14 protein-coding genes are annotated in these 15,396 nt (G+C 56.6%); 8 read left to right on the plus strand and 6 right to left on the minus strand.

Annotated features, from left to right (window positions below; translation table 11 throughout):
* Nucleotides 1-67: 67 nt before the first annotated feature.
* Complete coding sequence (locus ACXYMO_RS10025) at nucleotides 68-670, minus strand: response regulator (protein WP_458878559.1); 603 nt, start codon at nucleotides 668-670, stop codon at nucleotides 68-70.
* 317 nt (nucleotides 671-987) lie between these two features.
* Here ACXYMO_RS10025 and ACXYMO_RS10030 point away from each other — a divergent pair, with 317 nt between their 5' ends.
* Together ACXYMO_RS10030 and ACXYMO_RS10035 are read left to right on the plus strand one after the other, a co-directional pair.
* Nucleotides 988-1,512, plus strand: a complete 525-nt coding sequence (locus tag ACXYMO_RS10030; protein WP_458878560.1) for a putative pterin-binding protein — start codon at nucleotides 988-990, stop codon at nucleotides 1,510-1,512.
* Between the two features lie 111 nt (nucleotides 1,513-1,623).
* Nucleotides 1,624-4,116 (plus strand): hybrid sensor histidine kinase/response regulator, encoded by a 2,493-nt coding sequence (locus ACXYMO_RS10035; RefSeq protein ID WP_458878561.1) that lies wholly within the window; start codon nucleotides 1,624-1,626, stop codon nucleotides 4,114-4,116.
* 183 nt (nucleotides 4,117-4,299) lie between these two features.
* Here ACXYMO_RS10035 and ACXYMO_RS10040 read toward each other — a convergent pair whose 3' ends face one another.
* Entirely contained in the window at nucleotides 4,300-4,470 is a 171-nt protein-coding gene (locus ACXYMO_RS10040; RefSeq protein WP_458878562.1) for a hypothetical protein, read from the minus strand.
* A gap of 87 nt (nucleotides 4,471-4,557) precedes the next feature.
* On the opposite strand from ACXYMO_RS10040, the gene ACXYMO_RS10045 reads away from it, so the two are divergent.
* The 3 genes from ACXYMO_RS10045 to ACXYMO_RS10055 all read left to right on the plus strand — a co-directional run bounded on the left by ACXYMO_RS10045 (nucleotide 4,558) and on the right by ACXYMO_RS10055 (nucleotide 7,745).
* A complete protein-coding gene (locus ACXYMO_RS10045) occupies nucleotides 4,558-4,857 on the plus strand; it encodes a hypothetical protein (RefSeq protein ID WP_458878563.1) in 300 nt (99 codons plus the stop codon).
* 102 nt (nucleotides 4,858-4,959) lie between these two features.
* The gene (locus tag ACXYMO_RS10050) at nucleotides 4,960-5,823 is read left to right on the plus strand and encodes a phosphate/phosphite/phosphonate ABC transporter substrate-binding protein (protein ID WP_458878564.1); all 864 of its coding nucleotides are present in this window, start codon (nucleotides 4,960-4,962) and stop codon (nucleotides 5,821-5,823) included.
* Between the two features lie 47 nt (nucleotides 5,824-5,870).
* The gene (locus ACXYMO_RS10055) at nucleotides 5,871-7,745 is read left to right on the plus strand and encodes an ATP-binding protein (RefSeq protein WP_458878565.1); all 1,875 of its coding nucleotides are present in this window, start codon (nucleotides 5,871-5,873) and stop codon (nucleotides 7,743-7,745) included.
* Nucleotides 7,746-7,915: 170 nt separating this feature from the next.
* Here ACXYMO_RS10055 and ACXYMO_RS10060 read toward each other — a convergent pair whose 3' ends face one another.
* Genes ACXYMO_RS10060 through ACXYMO_RS10075 form a run of 4 tightly spaced genes read right to left on the minus strand, consistent with a single transcriptional unit; the run spans nucleotide 7,916 to nucleotide 11,888 of the window.
* A complete protein-coding gene (locus ACXYMO_RS10060) occupies nucleotides 7,916-8,662 on the minus strand; it encodes a peptidase (protein WP_458878566.1) in 747 nt (248 codons plus the stop codon).
* Nucleotides 8,663-8,696: 34 nt separating this feature from the next.
* Nucleotides 8,697-9,503, minus strand: coding sequence for a transglutaminase family protein (locus ACXYMO_RS10065; RefSeq protein WP_458878567.1), 807 nt, complete (start codon nucleotides 9,501-9,503; stop codon nucleotides 8,697-8,699).
* A gap of 6 nt (nucleotides 9,504-9,509) precedes the next feature.
* Nucleotides 9,510-10,451: an alpha-E domain-containing protein gene (locus ACXYMO_RS10070; RefSeq protein WP_458878568.1), complete on the minus strand. Its 942-nt coding sequence runs from the start codon at nucleotides 10,449-10,451 to the stop codon at nucleotides 9,510-9,512.
* A gap of 6 nt (nucleotides 10,452-10,457) precedes the next feature.
* Entirely contained in the window at nucleotides 10,458-11,888 is a 1,431-nt protein-coding gene (locus tag ACXYMO_RS10075) for a circularly permuted type 2 ATP-grasp protein (RefSeq protein ID WP_458878569.1), read from the minus strand.
* Between the two features lie 304 nt (nucleotides 11,889-12,192).
* Here ACXYMO_RS10075 and ACXYMO_RS10080 point away from each other — a divergent pair, with 304 nt between their 5' ends.
* From ACXYMO_RS10080 to ACXYMO_RS10090, 3 genes are all read left to right on the plus strand, one after another.
* Nucleotides 12,193-13,446 carry a urate hydroxylase PuuD gene (locus ACXYMO_RS10080; protein WP_458878570.1) on the plus strand — a complete coding sequence of 418 codons (1,254 nt, stop codon included), beginning with the start codon at nucleotides 12,193-12,195 and terminating at the stop codon, nucleotides 13,444-13,446.
* A gap of 175 nt (nucleotides 13,447-13,621) precedes the next feature.
* Nucleotides 13,622-14,503: a glutathione-dependent disulfide-bond oxidoreductase gene (gene yghU / locus ACXYMO_RS10085; protein WP_458878571.1), complete on the plus strand. Its 882-nt coding sequence runs from the start codon at nucleotides 13,622-13,624 to the stop codon at nucleotides 14,501-14,503.
* Nucleotides 14,504-14,714: 211 nt separating this feature from the next.
* Nucleotides 14,715-15,395: a phosphatidylserine decarboxylase gene (locus ACXYMO_RS10090; RefSeq protein WP_458878572.1), complete on the plus strand. Its 681-nt coding sequence runs from the start codon at nucleotides 14,715-14,717 to the stop codon at nucleotides 15,393-15,395.
* The last annotated feature ends 1 nt before the right edge of the window (nucleotide 15,396 follow it).

The following is a 15,396-nucleotide window of genomic DNA, read 5'->3' on the forward strand; positions in this document are numbered from 1 at the left end:
ACAGGCACAGCCCTATCGGGCCCGAACGTCATGTTCGGGGGCTGGCGGTGTTGATTTTCTGGGGCGTTCAGATCAGCGAACGGTCACGTGCGATCATCGCCGCATGGGTGCGGTTGCGCGCGTTCAACTTCCGGCTCAGCGTCTTCACGTGCAGTTTGATGGTCACTTCCTGCAGGTCGAGATCGCGCGCGATTTCCTTGTTCGATTTGCCTTCGCAAATCCCGCGGATCACTTCGGTTTCGCGTTTGCTGAGCGGGCTGTCGTTGTCTTCATGCTGGCGTTTGAGCACGTCGATGGGCGCATAGATTTCGCCGGCAGCCATGAATTTGGCCGCAGTGATCATGGACCGGGTCGACAGGGTTTTCGGGATGAACCCGGCGGCACCTGCATCGATGGCCTTGTTGGCGACATCGTGGGATGCGGTGCCGGACAACAGGGCAACGGGCTGGTTGCCGGTTGCTTCCAGCATCTTGGTCAGACCTTCCAGTCCGTTCATTCCAGGCATGTCATAGTCAAGGAACACCAGATCGAACGGTTCGCTTTTTTCGACGATGTCGATGGCATCCTTCAAGTTGGCTGCCAATTCGACGACCGTGAAGTCATCATTGTTCAAGATTGCGCCGATCGACTCGCGCACCAGATCATGATCGTCAGCAACAAGAACACGCATAAATTCAACTCCAGCGATAGCATTTTTATTTCTATAGTCTTTTAGACCTGTCGGTTGAACCTTGATCATCACAAACCTTACTCTTTCGACATTTTATCTACTTCGAGCCGACAATCCGACCCTCCTTTCGTTTGTAATCGGCATCGATCGGGCCGAACACTCTGGCATATGGTTAATTCGGCTGGCAAAGGGAGGGGGCGATGTATCCGAAAGGATAGGAACGTATACCTCTGCACCGGTGACTTGGTATGGCAGGCTGTGGCAATCTCCTGACACGACCCAAACAGGGTTTGAATCATTCTCTGAGGAGACAAGGTATGAGTTATGCGATCCGTCGTAAGGTATGTGAATGTGTTCTTGGTGTCGTAATGACCGTCATCGGGTCGGCCGTGTCCGCCGAAGAACTGCCCCAGCCTAGCGGTGACGTGTTGTTGACCGTCAGTGGTGCGGTTGCCGTCACACAGTCTGGTGACGTCGCCCAGTTTGATCGCGAGATGCTGGAAGAGGTGGGAGAAACCTCGTTCACGACGACGACTATCTGGACGGAAGGGTCGGTCGAATTCACGGGTGTGCCGCTGGCCGATCTGCTCAAACGGTTGGGTATCGAAAGCGGGACTCTCAAAGCCACTGCGATCAATGATTATGCAGTGGAAATCCCTGTTGCAGACGCGCTCACTGAACCGGCCATCATCGCCTATAAGATGAACGGCGCGCCGATGAGCGTGCGCGAGAAAGGCCCGCTGTGGATCGTCTATCCGTATGACGCGGACGAGAATTTTCAGTCAGAGACTTACTACTCACGGAGCATCTGGCAACTTGACCGTATCGTGGTCCAGCCCTGATCATGCCAAAATTGATCTTGAGGCGTGGCTGCGATGATGGTTGATGCTGTTCCCCGCACCGGGAAAAGCTGGGGGCGGCGGCGGGCATTTCTTGCCGTCGTCGTCCTCATTATGATATTCGCGATTGTCTATCTTGCGACCGGAGTTCGCAAAGAACTGCGCGAGCTTTCGAAAGCGACATCTGACAACGTCCAATGGAACCTGTCGCAGGCAGAGGTGGAACACCTGGCGTTTCTTGTCAAAACGCAAGATGCGATTTCGTCGGAAAACAAGGACCTCACGCAGCTCCGCCGCAGGTTCGACATCCTTTACAGCCGGGTTGCGACATTGCTGAACGGCGAGCTTTACGCCGAGTTCCGGGGCGAAGCTGAAACCGCGGAAAAGTTGTCTGAGCTGCGACTGTTCATAGACGAGGCCGCGCTATTGATGGACGGGCCGGACGCGGCCCTGATCCAGGCGCTTCCGGATATCTTTGACCGGGCGCAGGACACCCGCTTTGTTCTGCGGGAAGTTGCGCTGAACGGGATCGCACATTTTTCCCGGCTTCACGATCAGCGCCGCCAGAAATTTGTCGATACGCTTGTCAATATCGGGATGCTGACAGGCGGATTGCTTGTCACACTGGCCTTTCTTGTTTTCGACTTATACCGGCTCAACGAAGTGAGCCGTGCCCGGGCCAAACAGATCCAGTTGTCGCAGTCTCGCATGTCCGCCATCGTCACCACGTCGCTTGATGCAATCATCGCGGTTGACCGCCATGGAACCGTGATCGATTTCAACGGCGCGGCAGAAGATATTTTCGGCTATTCCGAGGCCGAGGCGATCGGCGCCCAGATGGCCGAATTGATCATTCCGGATTCCCTCCGCGAGGCGCACAGGAAGGGGATGAACCGGTATTTGAAGACCGGTGAAAAACGTGTTGTCGACAAGGGGCGTGTGCGTCTTGAGGGAAAACGCAAGAACGGAGAAGTCTTTCCCGTCGAATTCAGCATCGCAACGGCGAAGGGGCCTGAAAGCGAAATCTTCGTTTCATACCTTCGCGACATCTCGAAAGAGGTGGAGGCAGAAGAAGAGTTGCGCAAGGCACGCGACCTGGCAATTGCAGGTGAGAAATCGAAATCCCAACTTCTGGCCGTGATGAGCCATGAAATGCGCACTCCGCTGAATGGCCTGCTGGGAACCATGGAATTGCTGTCCGGCACGGGATTGAACGACAAGCAACAGCGATATCTCGGTATCATGGAAAAGTCGGGCAATCTGCTTTTGTCGCATGTGAACGATGTCCTCGACATTTCCCGTCTCGAAGCCGGCAAGCTGGACATAGAAGATACTGTTTTCGACCTCGATTCCCTTCTCGAAGATCTCGTGGATGGTCAGAAGGTTCCGGCCAGCAACAATGGCAACACGCTGCGCTTTGTTCCGGGTGACGCAGGGCGCACTCTTGCGAGCGGCGATCCGGTGCGCTTGCGTCAGGTTCTGCTGAACCTGATCGGCAACGCGATCAAGTTCACCCGAAACGGAGAAATCATTGTCGAGTCCGAGCGTTTGCCGCAGAGCGACGAGATTGAAATTCGTGTCTTGGACACTGGGCTGGGCATTGAAGAGAAAGACCTCGACCGGATTTTTGAAGACTTCGCCACGCTTGACACCTCGTATGGCCGTCGCACCGATGGAACCGGTCTGGGCTTGGGAATTGCGCGTCGTATCACCCATGCCATGGGGGGCGAGATCGGGGTGGAAAGCGAAATTGGAGAAGGAAGCATCTTCTGGATCCGTCTTCCGATCGCAATGGATGAAGACCAACCGGCATCCGCTGAAAAGATCGCGGCGTCCACGCTAGGCCAAGCCGATGAAGCGTTGGCCCGGCGGTTGGACATTCTTCTGGTCGAGGACAACGAAATCAACAGGATGGTCGCGCGCGACATGCTGGAAGCCGATCATCACCGGATCAGCGAGGCGCACGACGGTGCCGAAGGCGTTGCCTTTGCCGAGCGCAAGAAGTTCGATCTCATCCTGATGGATATCAGCATGCCCGAGATGGACGGAACCGAAGCGACGCGGGCCATCAGAAAAGGGCAGGGCATGTCGAGGAATGTCCCGATAATCGCGCTGACCGCGCACGCGCTGGAAGAGGACGTTCGCCGTTTCATTGATGCGGGAATGAACGACGTGATTGTCAAACCAGTGTCCAGGACCGCATTGCGCAAGGCGATTGCATCGGTGACGGTTGGGGCATCGGCGACGCAGACATCCAATGAGGTTGCGTCTGGTCCGGTAAATCTCCGGATATTGCGCGAGCTGCGTCAAGACATCGGTGAAGCCAGATTCCAGGAGCTGCTTCGCCTTTTCGTCAAGGAAATGGATGCCGAACTGAACCCTGCGGGCCGTCTCTCATCCACCGATCTGGATGGCGAAACCCTGGCCAAGACCGCGCATCGTCTGTCAGGATCTGCGGCGATGTTCGGGGCGCACGACCTGCGAAAGACACTTTCCGAGATTGAATTGTCCAGCAAGGCGTCGCCTATGGCGTCAAGTGCCGGACTCGTTGAAAGCGCCGTCGCAACCTGGAGCGAAACGCGTCGCACCTTTGAGTCAATGTTGTAGGCGCGTCCTGCGGGTTCTGGTTGAGCGTTCCGTAGACAGACTCGTCGATTGCGAGCTGACGTTTTTTGAAATCGCTGGAAAACAGGCACACCAATTCTTCGCGTGTTGGTGTGTTCTGGTTTTGCGGGCGGGGCGGGCCCCGCCGTTCAGTCATGTTCATCTTCGTGCCCCCGGTCCGTACTGTCAGGTTGCCAACGCGGACATCAATCCGTTGCGCTTGCGGTTCGAGATAAAGAGCGGGGCACCGTGATCACGCGAACGGGGGCGCGCGGACATGTCGGAAAAGATGTTGCGAGTTTCCAGCGAAGCAAGAGCTTTGAGGCGGTTCTGACGGGCAATTTGGGAAAGTGTCATTTTGTTTCTCCGTGTTGGTGTCTGGAATTTTTCTAACAGGGATGATCGACAAAATTTAGGGCTAGGGCGGCTAGGTGACTGTAAAGTATGGATAAACAAACTATCCTTTGGGACAGGTCATTGCCCCTTTTTGCTCTGCTATCTGAAATTAAAGGTGCAATATTCGATGTATCGGACCAGAAAGACGCATCGCCTGATGAGAGTTGCGTGAACCGCCGTGACGGCAACAGGGCACGTGATCGTTTTGGCGGATTGTGCCGAGCAGGATTTAAAATCAGGCTGCGGTGGTTGGTCGTGCCGGCGTTTGGAACTCGTGAAAAAGACACCTGCGATTTTTGCGGGCCGTTGGTGGGACACCGTCGAGCGGACAGCTTTGCGGCCCAATGATTGCCCGACATACCCGTTTGATCTCTTGTTCTATACTTTTTAGGAAAACGCAGACCGTAGTCATGTGTTACACAGCTTCCGGTAGATAAAAGGGTCCATGGTATGCGATTTCTGACCAACAAGCGCACGTACAGGCGTGTGTTCACGCAGCGTCTGTTTGGCGCGTTATTCGCCTTTGGCGCTCTGTCGCATTCGGTGCAGGCGGAAACAGAATATACGTTTGGTGTCGTCCCTCAATTCGAACCTCGTCAGTTGTCCAGTATCTGGACACCTATCTTGAGCGAGATCGAACAGCGCAGCGGGCTTCAACTCCGTATGGTGGGCTCACCGCGAATACCGGAATTTGAGCAAAGTTTTGAGAACGGCGTTTTCGATTTCGCTTACATGAACCCCTATCACCTTCTGATTGCTCAGGAGACACAGGGCTATATTCCGCTGATCCGCGATGGAAGCCGTGAACTCTTTGGCGTGATGGTTGTCAGAAAAGATTCCGGAATTGAAACTGTCGCGCAGCTTGCCGGCAAGTCCATCGCCTTTCCTGCACCAAATGCTTTGGGGGCGTCCTTGCTCATGCGTGCTCAGCTTGATCAGGATTTCAGCCTCGATTATAAAGCCTTCTTTGTTTCCACTCACACCTCGGCCTATCTAAATGTGATCCTTGGCGAAGCGACGGCGGCTGGCGGCGTGATGGCTACGTTCAATCGCCTTGATCCGGAGATTCGTGATCAACTCAAGATCATATACGAGACTCCCCGGGTGCCACCGCATCCGATAACGGTGCACCCGCGTGTGCCTGAAGAGGACAGGCGCAAAATTCAGGCGGCTTTTCTGGAACTTGCAGCGACGCCGGAAGGCAAGGAGTTGCTGTCGCGCGTGCCGATTGGAAAGGCAGTTGCGACCGAGATAGAAGAATATGGGCCTCTCAAGCAACTAGGGTTGGAAAACTATTATGTATCTGCGAACTAATTGCTTGAAGTGCTGGTTGGTTACCAGCGGGTGACGGGTTTGAGTTGATGAAAAAGCTAACCGTCAGGACAAAGCTTCTTGCGCTGCTGTTCGCACTGGCATTGGGCGGCGCACTGATTTTTCAATATGTCTGGTTTCCTCGTATCTCCGCCATCTTGGTGGACGTGGAAAACCGCGAGTCCCAGAGGCAAGTCGAAATCATCGGCGACAGCATATTGCCCTACCTTCTGAGCAACCAGTTCGCGGCCATTCATGAAACACTTTCGGCAATTCGCGATCGCCACGACAACTGGATCAGCATTGCGCTCTATAACGAGAATGGTCGGCTGATCTATCCGCTGACAAAACCCGAAACACTCGGTGGGGCAAACATCCTGAACCTGGAGCACAATGTGTCTTTGCGGGGTGACACGCTTGGCGTCATTCGTGCCGCGATTGATGTCACCGGGCCGATTCAGAGGGTGAAATCCGAACAGCGGCTTTTGGCGGTGATCGCGTTGGGCATCCTTGTTTCGTCGACTTTGCTGATCATCTTCACCATCGACCGGCTTCTTACCCGAAGACTTGCTATGCTGGGTCGTGCGGCAAAATCGATGGCGGTCGGCGATTTTGAAACCGAATTGCCGCCCATGGAACGTGACGAGATCGGTCAGCTCACACGAAGCTTTGCTGCCATGCGTGACAAAATACATCATCAGACCATAGGATTGAAGGTGGCGCGCCAGGATGCGGAAAACGCTTTGGCAGCAAAATCACAGTTCCTGGCGACCATGAGCCATGAAATTCGCACGCCCCTCAATGGTGTCATTCCGGTCGCTGATCTTCTCTTGCAAACCAAGTTGGACAGCAAACAGAAAAAGCACGCGGAAACGATCAGAGAGTCCGGCAAAGCGTTGTTGTCAGTTGTCAATGACATTCTTGATCTGGCGTCCTTTGAAGAGGGACGGTTGGTCCTGAACGAAGAGCCAATGACCATGGGCGGCATCGGCCGATCCGTGAAAAGTATTCTCGAATTGAACGCGCGCGAGAAAGGGTTGGACCTGGTCATTCATCGCGGTCCGGCATTCTCGACACCGCTGATCGGCGACTCGCGCCGCATACGTCAGGTGCTGATGAACTTGATTGGAAATGCGATTAAGTTCACTGAAGCCGGCAAGATTGAAATGTTCTGCGAATTGCTCAGCCAGAACGAGGACTCAATAGAGCTACGCATCAAGGTGCAGGATAGCGGGATAGGTATAGAACCCGAAGCGCAGGACCGTATTTTTGAACGGTTCGAGCAGGCAGAAGCGGGACAGACCAGACGGTTCGGAGGCAGTGGTCTGGGGCTTGCCATCAGCAAGTCCATCATCGAAGCCCATGGCGGCGAGATCGGCCTCACGAGTGTTCCGGGCAAAGGAAGCACTTTCTGGTTCACTTTGCGATGCCGCAAGGGGGACGAAAAACAAGTCGTGGATGGACATGATCACGACTCAGGCAAAGACCGTAGATCAACGGCCAGATTTTCGGGTCGTGCCCTTGTGGCTGATGACAATGAAATCAACAGGCTGGTTTTCGAAGGGATGCTTCAGACCATGGGGCTGGACACGAAATCCGTGGATGATGGAGCGAAAGCCTATCAGGCAGTGTCGCGGGAAGATTTCGATATTATTTTCATGGACATGCACATGCCGGTGATGGATGGCCTCATGGCAACGCGCAAGATCAGGGCGATGATGTCTTCGAACCGATCCAGGACCAGGATCGTTGCGCTGACGGCAAGCGTTCTGGACGAGGATGCCGACAAGTGCCGCGAAGCGGGGATGGACGGTTTCCTGACAAAACCGATCGCAAAAAGCGATTTGATCGCATGCCTGAATTTGCAGTTGGCTTCTCATCCGAATTTCCAGCAATTCGAAAAGGATCCCCAGACCCGAAACTGACCCATCCCGCAATGTGATGTGCTTGTTCATGGTGCCCCGCCCGGTCAGTTGGCGGGATTCGTGGTTCTGGTGTCGGCGCGCTGGCTGCGGGTTTGCGGATCGGCACAAACCGTCTCCGTGTCACCAGCGTCCTGCTGGCACTGTAAACCGGTCGCCAGATGCGCGCGGCATCAGTCGGTTGCGTCTGGAAACCGATAGTCGGGCAGCTGGTAAAAGGCGTCACGCAAAGCGCTGCCCCAGCCGCTGGAGATCTCATCGTAGAACGGGTCGTCCAACTGAATTCGGACGATTTTGCCGTTCCTGCGGCTGTCTTTTTCATAGACATGCACATCCAGCGGCAGGCCGACCGACAGATTGGCCTTTATCGTTGAATCAAAGGACACCAGCAGCAGTTTGACCGCGTCCTCAAAACCCATATCCGGGTCATAGGCCCGTACGAGGATGGGGCGGCCGTATTTGGTTTCTCCGATCTGGAAAAACGGCGTGTCAAAGCTGGCTTCGATGAAGTTGCCTTCGGGGTAGATCAGGAACAGGCGCGGAGCGCCGTCGCCGACCTGACCGCCGAGGATCATGGTCGCGTTGAATGTGGCATCTGCACGCTGGCCGGTTTCGGCGTGGCTGGCGATCACCTCTTTGAGCAGGTTGCCCACAAAGGTGGCAACCTGGAACATCGTATCCGCCTCAAGAATGCCGGGGTTGCGGTCGATGGGTTCCTTGCCGCGCTCTTCGAGAAGGCTGACCACCGATTGTGTGGTGGCCAGGTTGCCGGCGGTCATCAGCGTGATGGATCGCTCGCCGGGAACCTCCCATGTGAACATCTTGCGGAAAGTGGAAATGTTGTCGACGCCCGAATTGGTGCGGGTATCGGACATGAATACCAGCCCCTTGTTCAGCATCAGGCCCACGCAATATGTCATGACGACTCCTTTGGATCAGAAGCTATCAAACAGCTTATTGCTGCACCTGCAAGACGACATGAAGCGCTTCGCCGCCCGTGCCCTGACGTAATCCGCGGATTGGCGCCGCATCCTGATAATCGCGCCCGGTGGCGACCCGGACATAGCGGGCATCCGGCGAGATCCCGTTCGAGACGTCAAACCCGACCCATCCCAGTGTTTCGACCCAGATTTCACACCAGGCATGGCTCGCCTCCTGATCCGTTTGGCCGTCCATGAACAGGTATCCGCTGATATAGCGGGCGGGATGACCCAGCTGCCGGGCGATCGCGATCATGATATGGGCGTGGTCCTGACAGACGCCATGCTGGGCGGTCAGCGCCACTTCTGCGGTGGTGTCGCTGTCGGTGCTCCCGGTCTCATAGTGCACTGTCTCGCCGATCCGTTTGGAAAGGGCGTGCAGGCGCGACACGTCGTCGAGATCGGCAAATTCATCGCGGACGCTGGCAGCCATCTGGCGGATGTTGTTGCCCGCTGCGGTCATCGCGGTGGGTTCCAGGAATAGCCACAGGGGCGCGCAGCCCGAATGCGCGCCGACAACGCCGCCGCGATCCTCGACCTCGACCACCCCTTGCGAGACGATCTCGATCCGAGTGGCGCCCGGATCGACCGCGACAAGTTCGGTGTGATTCAAGAACTGATCGTCAAAGATAACCTGGCTTTTGCCGCCGGTAATCGTGGAATTCCATTCGATTACCTGCTGGCCATGCCCTGTGCGCGGGATCAGGCGAAGCTGTTGCAGCGCATAGTGCACCGGCGTGTCGTAGGTGTATGTCGTGACGTGGGTGATTTCGAGCTTCATGATACCTTACCCGTAAAACCGGAAATCTTCTTCGATCGTGCCGGCCAGTTTTCTGGTGTCATCTATGAACTCGCCCAGAAATTCGTGCAGTCCGTTTTCGAAGATTGAGTTGATAGAATTTTCTCTAAGCCGTTCACAGACCTGTTGGGCCCGGTCTTGGCTAGGCTGCCGGGTTCCGTATTCCTCTTCCAACTGGCCGAGGAACTGATCGATCTTTTTGAAACAGAACCCGAGAGAGCGCGGCATTCTTCGGTCGAGAATCAGGAATTCGGCAATTCCCATGGGCGTCGCCCGACCGGCGTTCAGCCAGCGATAGGAACTTTGCGCCGAGACCGAGCGCAGGATGACCTCCCACTGGGCGTTGTCGATGCGAGTGCCGACAAAGGACGAGGACGGCAGCAGGACATAATATTTCACGTCCAGAATTCGGGCCGTGTTGTCGGCCCGTTCGATGAACGTACCCAGCCGGGCAAAGGAATAGATGTCGTTGCGCAGCATCGTGCCATGCAGCGCGCCGCGCACCATCGACGCATTGTGACGGATGGTTGCCAGCGTAGCATGCAGGTTACGATCCGTGATCGGGCGCGCCATTTCCGCCCGTACAGACATCCAGCAATCATTTGTCGCTTCCCACACCTCGCTGGACAGGGCGGTGCGGACCATCCGGGCGTTCGTGCGGGCAAGGTCGATGGCGGACATGACGCTGGATGCGTTGTCGCGATCCCGCAAAAGGAAATCGATCACCTTGGCGGCGTCGTAGGTGTCGTGTTTTTCCTCGTAAGCAGGGGTCATCCCGGCCGTCGAGACGACCGATTGCCATTCATTGGACCCGTTAGAAGAGCGCGTCAGCGCCATGTGCCAGCCAGCCTCGATCAGACGGGCGATGTTTTCGGCGCGTTCCAGATAGCGACACATCCAGAACAGGCCGCCTGCGGTTTTCCCAAGCATCACGGTTTAATCTCCCAAAACCCAAGTGTCCTTGGTACCGCCCCCCTGCGAGGAATTGACGACCAGCGACCCTTTTTTCAGGGCCACGCGGGTCAATCCGCCGGGGGTGATTTCGATCTTGTTCGGTGAGACAAGAACGAAGGGGCGCAGGTCCACGTGGCGCGGTGCAAGGCCCGATTTGGTCAGGATGGGCACGGTGGACAGGGCCAGGGTGGGTTGCGCGATATAGTTTCCAGGTTTGGCGCGCAGCTTCTTTTCGAAGGCTGCCAATTCCCTTTTGCTGGCGGCCGGACCAACCAGCATCCCGTACCCGCCCGAACCGTGCACTTCCTTGACGACAAGGTCCTTGAGGTTTTCCAGAACATAGGACAGTGCGTCGGGTTCGGAACACCGCCAGGTTGGCACGTTCTTAAGAATTGCTTCTTCGCCGGTATAGAATTCGACGATATCGGGCATGTAGGAATAGATCGCCTTGTCATCGGCGATGCCGGTGCCGGGGGCATTGGCAATGGTGATATTGCCCGCGCGGTAGACATCCATGATCCCCGGAACGCCAAGCAGGCTGTCCGGGTTGAAGTTGAGCGGGTCGAGATATTCGTCGTCCACCCGCCGATAAAGCACATCAATGGGCATATAGCCTTGCGTCGTGCGCATCGCGACGCGCCCGTCCTCGATCCTGAGGTCCTGGCTTTCGACCAGTTCGGCGCCCATCTGATCGGCCAGAAAGGCGTGTTCGAAATAGGCCGAGTTGTGGATGCCCGGTGTCAGAACGGCCACTACGGGCGACTCGTTGGGTGAGCCGCCGGGCGCGCAATCGGCCAGCGATTTGCGCAACAGACCGGGGTAGGCGCTGACCGGGCGCACCTTGAGCTGGGTGAACAGCTCGGGGAACATCTGGAGCATGGTTTCGCGGTTTTCCAGCATGTAGGAAACGCCCGAGGGGGTGCGCGCATTGTCTTCGAGCACGAAGAATTCATTTTCGCCAGTGCGCACCAGATCGACGCCGACGATATGGGTATAGACGCCGCCTGGCGGGCTGACACCGATCATTTCCGGCAGAAAGGCCTCGTTTCCGGCGATCACCTCGCGCGGGATACGCCCGGCGCGCAGGATTTCCTGCCGGTGATAAATATCATGCAGGAAGGCGTTGATCGCGCGCACGCGCTGTTCGATACCACGTTCCAGTTGTGCCCATTCACGCGCGGCAATGATGCGGGGGACGATGTCGAACGGGATCAGGCGCTCATCCGCGTCGGCCTGTCCATAGACATTGAAGGTAATGCCGATCCGGCGAAAGAACGCCTCGGCGTCGCTGGATTTTTTCCTCAGCCGCTTGAGATCGTCTTTGCTGAACCAGTCAAAATAGTCGCTATAGGGGGCGCGGGCCTGATCGGGCCCGGCCAGCATCTCGTCAAAGTAAGATTTCGGTGTTTCCATAGTTGGATACTTTCATTGCGTACCATGGCCGCAAGAGAATTGATTTCGGCGCGCTCTTGCGAATTCCGGAGAACAAGTATCATTGCACAGAAATCTGGCGGTGTGTTTAAAAATTAACCGATTTGGAATTTGGGGTGAGTTTGGCCTCCGCTCGACCGTGTGAAACCGGGGTGGTCCGGTCGTCGCATAATGTGGCAAACCACACTTTTCGGTAAATTTTGAAACTGCTGGGGGGCATTTGCGAATAGCCCCCGGTTGGGTGCCTGCGCTAAGGTTCGGGCGTGTCAACGTTGGAGAATTTGTCATGCTGGACCTTGCCATTGCCTGGGATTGGGCCGCGTTTGCGGTGCGCTGGCTGCATGTCATAACGGCGATCGCCTGGATCGGATCGTCGTTTTATTTCATCGCGTTGGACCTTGGGCTGCGGCAGGCGGATGATCTGCCGCCCGGCGCGCACGGAGAAGAATGGCAGGTCCACGGCGGCGGGTTTTACCACATCCGCAAATATCTGGTGGCCCCGGCGCAGATGCCCGAGCATCTGACCTGGTTCAAATGGGAAAGCTATTCCACCTGGTTGTCCGGCGCGGCGTTGCTGATGATCGTCTACTGGGCCGGGGGCGAGCTTTATCTGATTGATGCGGGTAAGGCCAATCTGGCCCTTTGGCAGGGGATAGCGTTTTCCGCCGCATCCCTTACGGTCGGATGGATCGTCTATGACGCCCTGTGCAAATCCGGGTTGGGCGAGCGTCCGACGCTTCTGATGGTTTTGTTGTTCGGGCTGCTGGTGGCGATGGGGTGGGGGTATAACCAAATCTTCACCGGGCGGGCGATGATGCTGCATCTGGGGGCCTTCACAGCCACCATCATGACGGCGAACGTGTTTTTCATCATCATGCCGAACCAGCGCATCGTGGTGAAGGATTTGCAGGAGGGTCGCACACCGGATGCCAAATACGGCAAGATCGCCAAGTTGCGGTCGACCCATAACAACTATCTCACGTTGCCGGTCATCTTCCTGATGTTGTCGAACCATTATCCGTTGGCCTTTGCAACGCAGTACAACTGGATCATCGCGGCTCTGGTGTTCCTGATGGGCGTCACGATCCGGCATTATTTCAACACCGTGCACGCCCGAAAGGGTCAACCGACCTGGACCTGGCTGGCGACCGCATTGTTGTTTCTGGCGATCATCTGGCTGTCGTCGGTCGGCATGCCCGACGCGGTCGCCGATGAAGAAGCCGCCTTGAGCAAGCAGGAGCAGATGCTGGTTTCGGCCGACGGATTTGACGAGGTGCGCGACATCGTTCTGGGGCGCTGTTCCATGTGCCATGCGCGCGAGCCGTTTTACGAGGGCATTCACTGGGCGCCCAAGAACGTGTTTCTTGAAACCGACAAGGAAATCGCTAAATGGGCGCGGACGGTTTATCTGCAGGCCGGGATCAGCACGGCAATGCCGCCGGCCAACGTCACCTATATCGAGCCCGAAGAACGGGCACTTATCGCCGGATGGTACAAGGGCGCGGTCCATGCCGGTGCGTCACGTCTGGCGTCACGATAACCCCGGGCAAGCTGCATCTGCCAATTTCGTGAACGTGGCAAACATGGGTTGCCATCCATGGCGTTATGGCGCGTAAATGCCGGGGTTGCCGCCGCAATCACAGGATTTCAAGGCCGGTTCCCATCGGCAAGCGCTTTTGGGGCGCCGTCACTCTCCAATCAGATCGAGACCGCACATGACAGAAAACAAAAGCTATACCCCACCGAAAGTCTGGAAATGGGATACCGAAAGCGGCGGAAGATTTGCCAGTATCAACCGCCCCATTGCCGGAGCGACGCATGACAAGGAACTGCCGGTCGGCAAGCACCCGCTGCAGCTTTATTCACTGGCCACGCCCAACGGGGTCAAGGTGACCGTCCTGCTGGAAGAGTTGTTGGCCAAGGGGCACAGTGGCGCGGAATATGACGCCTGGCTGATCAATATCGGTGAGGGCGATCAGTTCGGAAGCGGGTTTGTCGCGGTGAACCCGAACTCGAAGATCCCGGCGTTGATGGATCACAGTACCACGCCGCCGACGCGGGTGTTCGAATCCGGTGCGATCCTGCTTTACCTGGCCGAAAAGTTCGGGGAGTTCCTGCCGGCGGACCCGGCATTGCGGCCCGAATGCATGTCCTGGCTGTTCTGGCAGATGGGCAGCGCGCCCTACTTGGGCGGTGGATTTGGCCATTTTTATGCCTATGCACCCGAAAAATGGGAATATCCGATCAATCGGTTTGCGATGGAGACAAAACGTCAGCTGGACGTGTTGGACCAGCGGCTGGCTGACAATCAATTCATGTGCGGCGCAGAATACACCATTGCCGATATGGCGATCTGGGCCTGGTACGGTCAGCTTGTGCTGGGGCGCCTTTACGAGGCAGCCGAGTTTCTGGACGTGGAAAGTTATGACCATGTCCTGCGCTGGGCGAAAGAGATCGACGGGCGCAAAGCGGTCCAGCGCGGGCGCATGGTGAACCGGACCTTTGGCGACCCAAAATTCCAATTGCACGAACGTCACGACGCAAGCGATTTCGACACCAAGACCCAGGACAAGATCGAAGCCGCAACTGATAGCTGAGACACTTGCAGGATCACGGGAACGGCGCAGGGCAGGGGCTTTGCGTCGTTTTTTGTGGCCAAAGTGTCGGTTACCGGGCGCCCCGCGCGGATCGTCCCAACCCAGCGGCTTTGGCTGAGCAGACCGATTTCCGCCAGAGGATTGCGCTTGCGCTGATACCCAATCAAGTTATGAGTGTGCCTCAAATCAATGCACTGAAGGTTACGTTGCCATGAAAATGACGGATACATTCATCAAGCCGATGCATCCCGAAGGCCGCAAATTCGTTGCTATTTTTGCAGCAATCACAATTGTGCTGTTCTTGTTTTCGGATGTTCTGGGCTGGGTTGGCGTCGGGTTAACCGTCTGGTGCTACTATTTTTTTCGTGACCCCGAGCGGGTCACCCCGGATCGGCCCGGTCTGATTATCAGCCCGGCTGACGGGATCGTTTCGCTGATCGAACCTGCCATCCCGCCCGCCGAGCTGGGCCTGCCGGATGAACCGCTGACACGGGTCAGCGTGTTCATGAGCGTGTTCAACTGTCACGTGAACCGGGTGCCGATTGCGGGGGAAATCACCCATGTTTCCTATCGTCCGGGCAAGTTTTTCAACGCGTCTCTGGACAAGGCCAGTTCAGACAATGAACGCAACAGCCTGCGCATCAAGATGGAAGACGGCCGCGATCTGGTCGTGGTTCAGATTGCCGGTCTGGTGGCGCGCCGGATCGTCTGCTTCGTTCAGCCCGGCGCATATCTGCAGACGGGTGAACGGTTCGGGCTGATCCGGTTCGGGTCGCGTCTGGATGTCTATCTGCCCGACGGGGTGGACCCGCTGGTCGAGGTCGGCCAGACCATGATTGCGGGTGAAACCGTTCTTGCCGAACTGAACAGGGATCAGGAGGCGGCGGTCTGAG

Source organism: Arenibacterium sp. CAU 1754 (assembly GCF_054482635.1).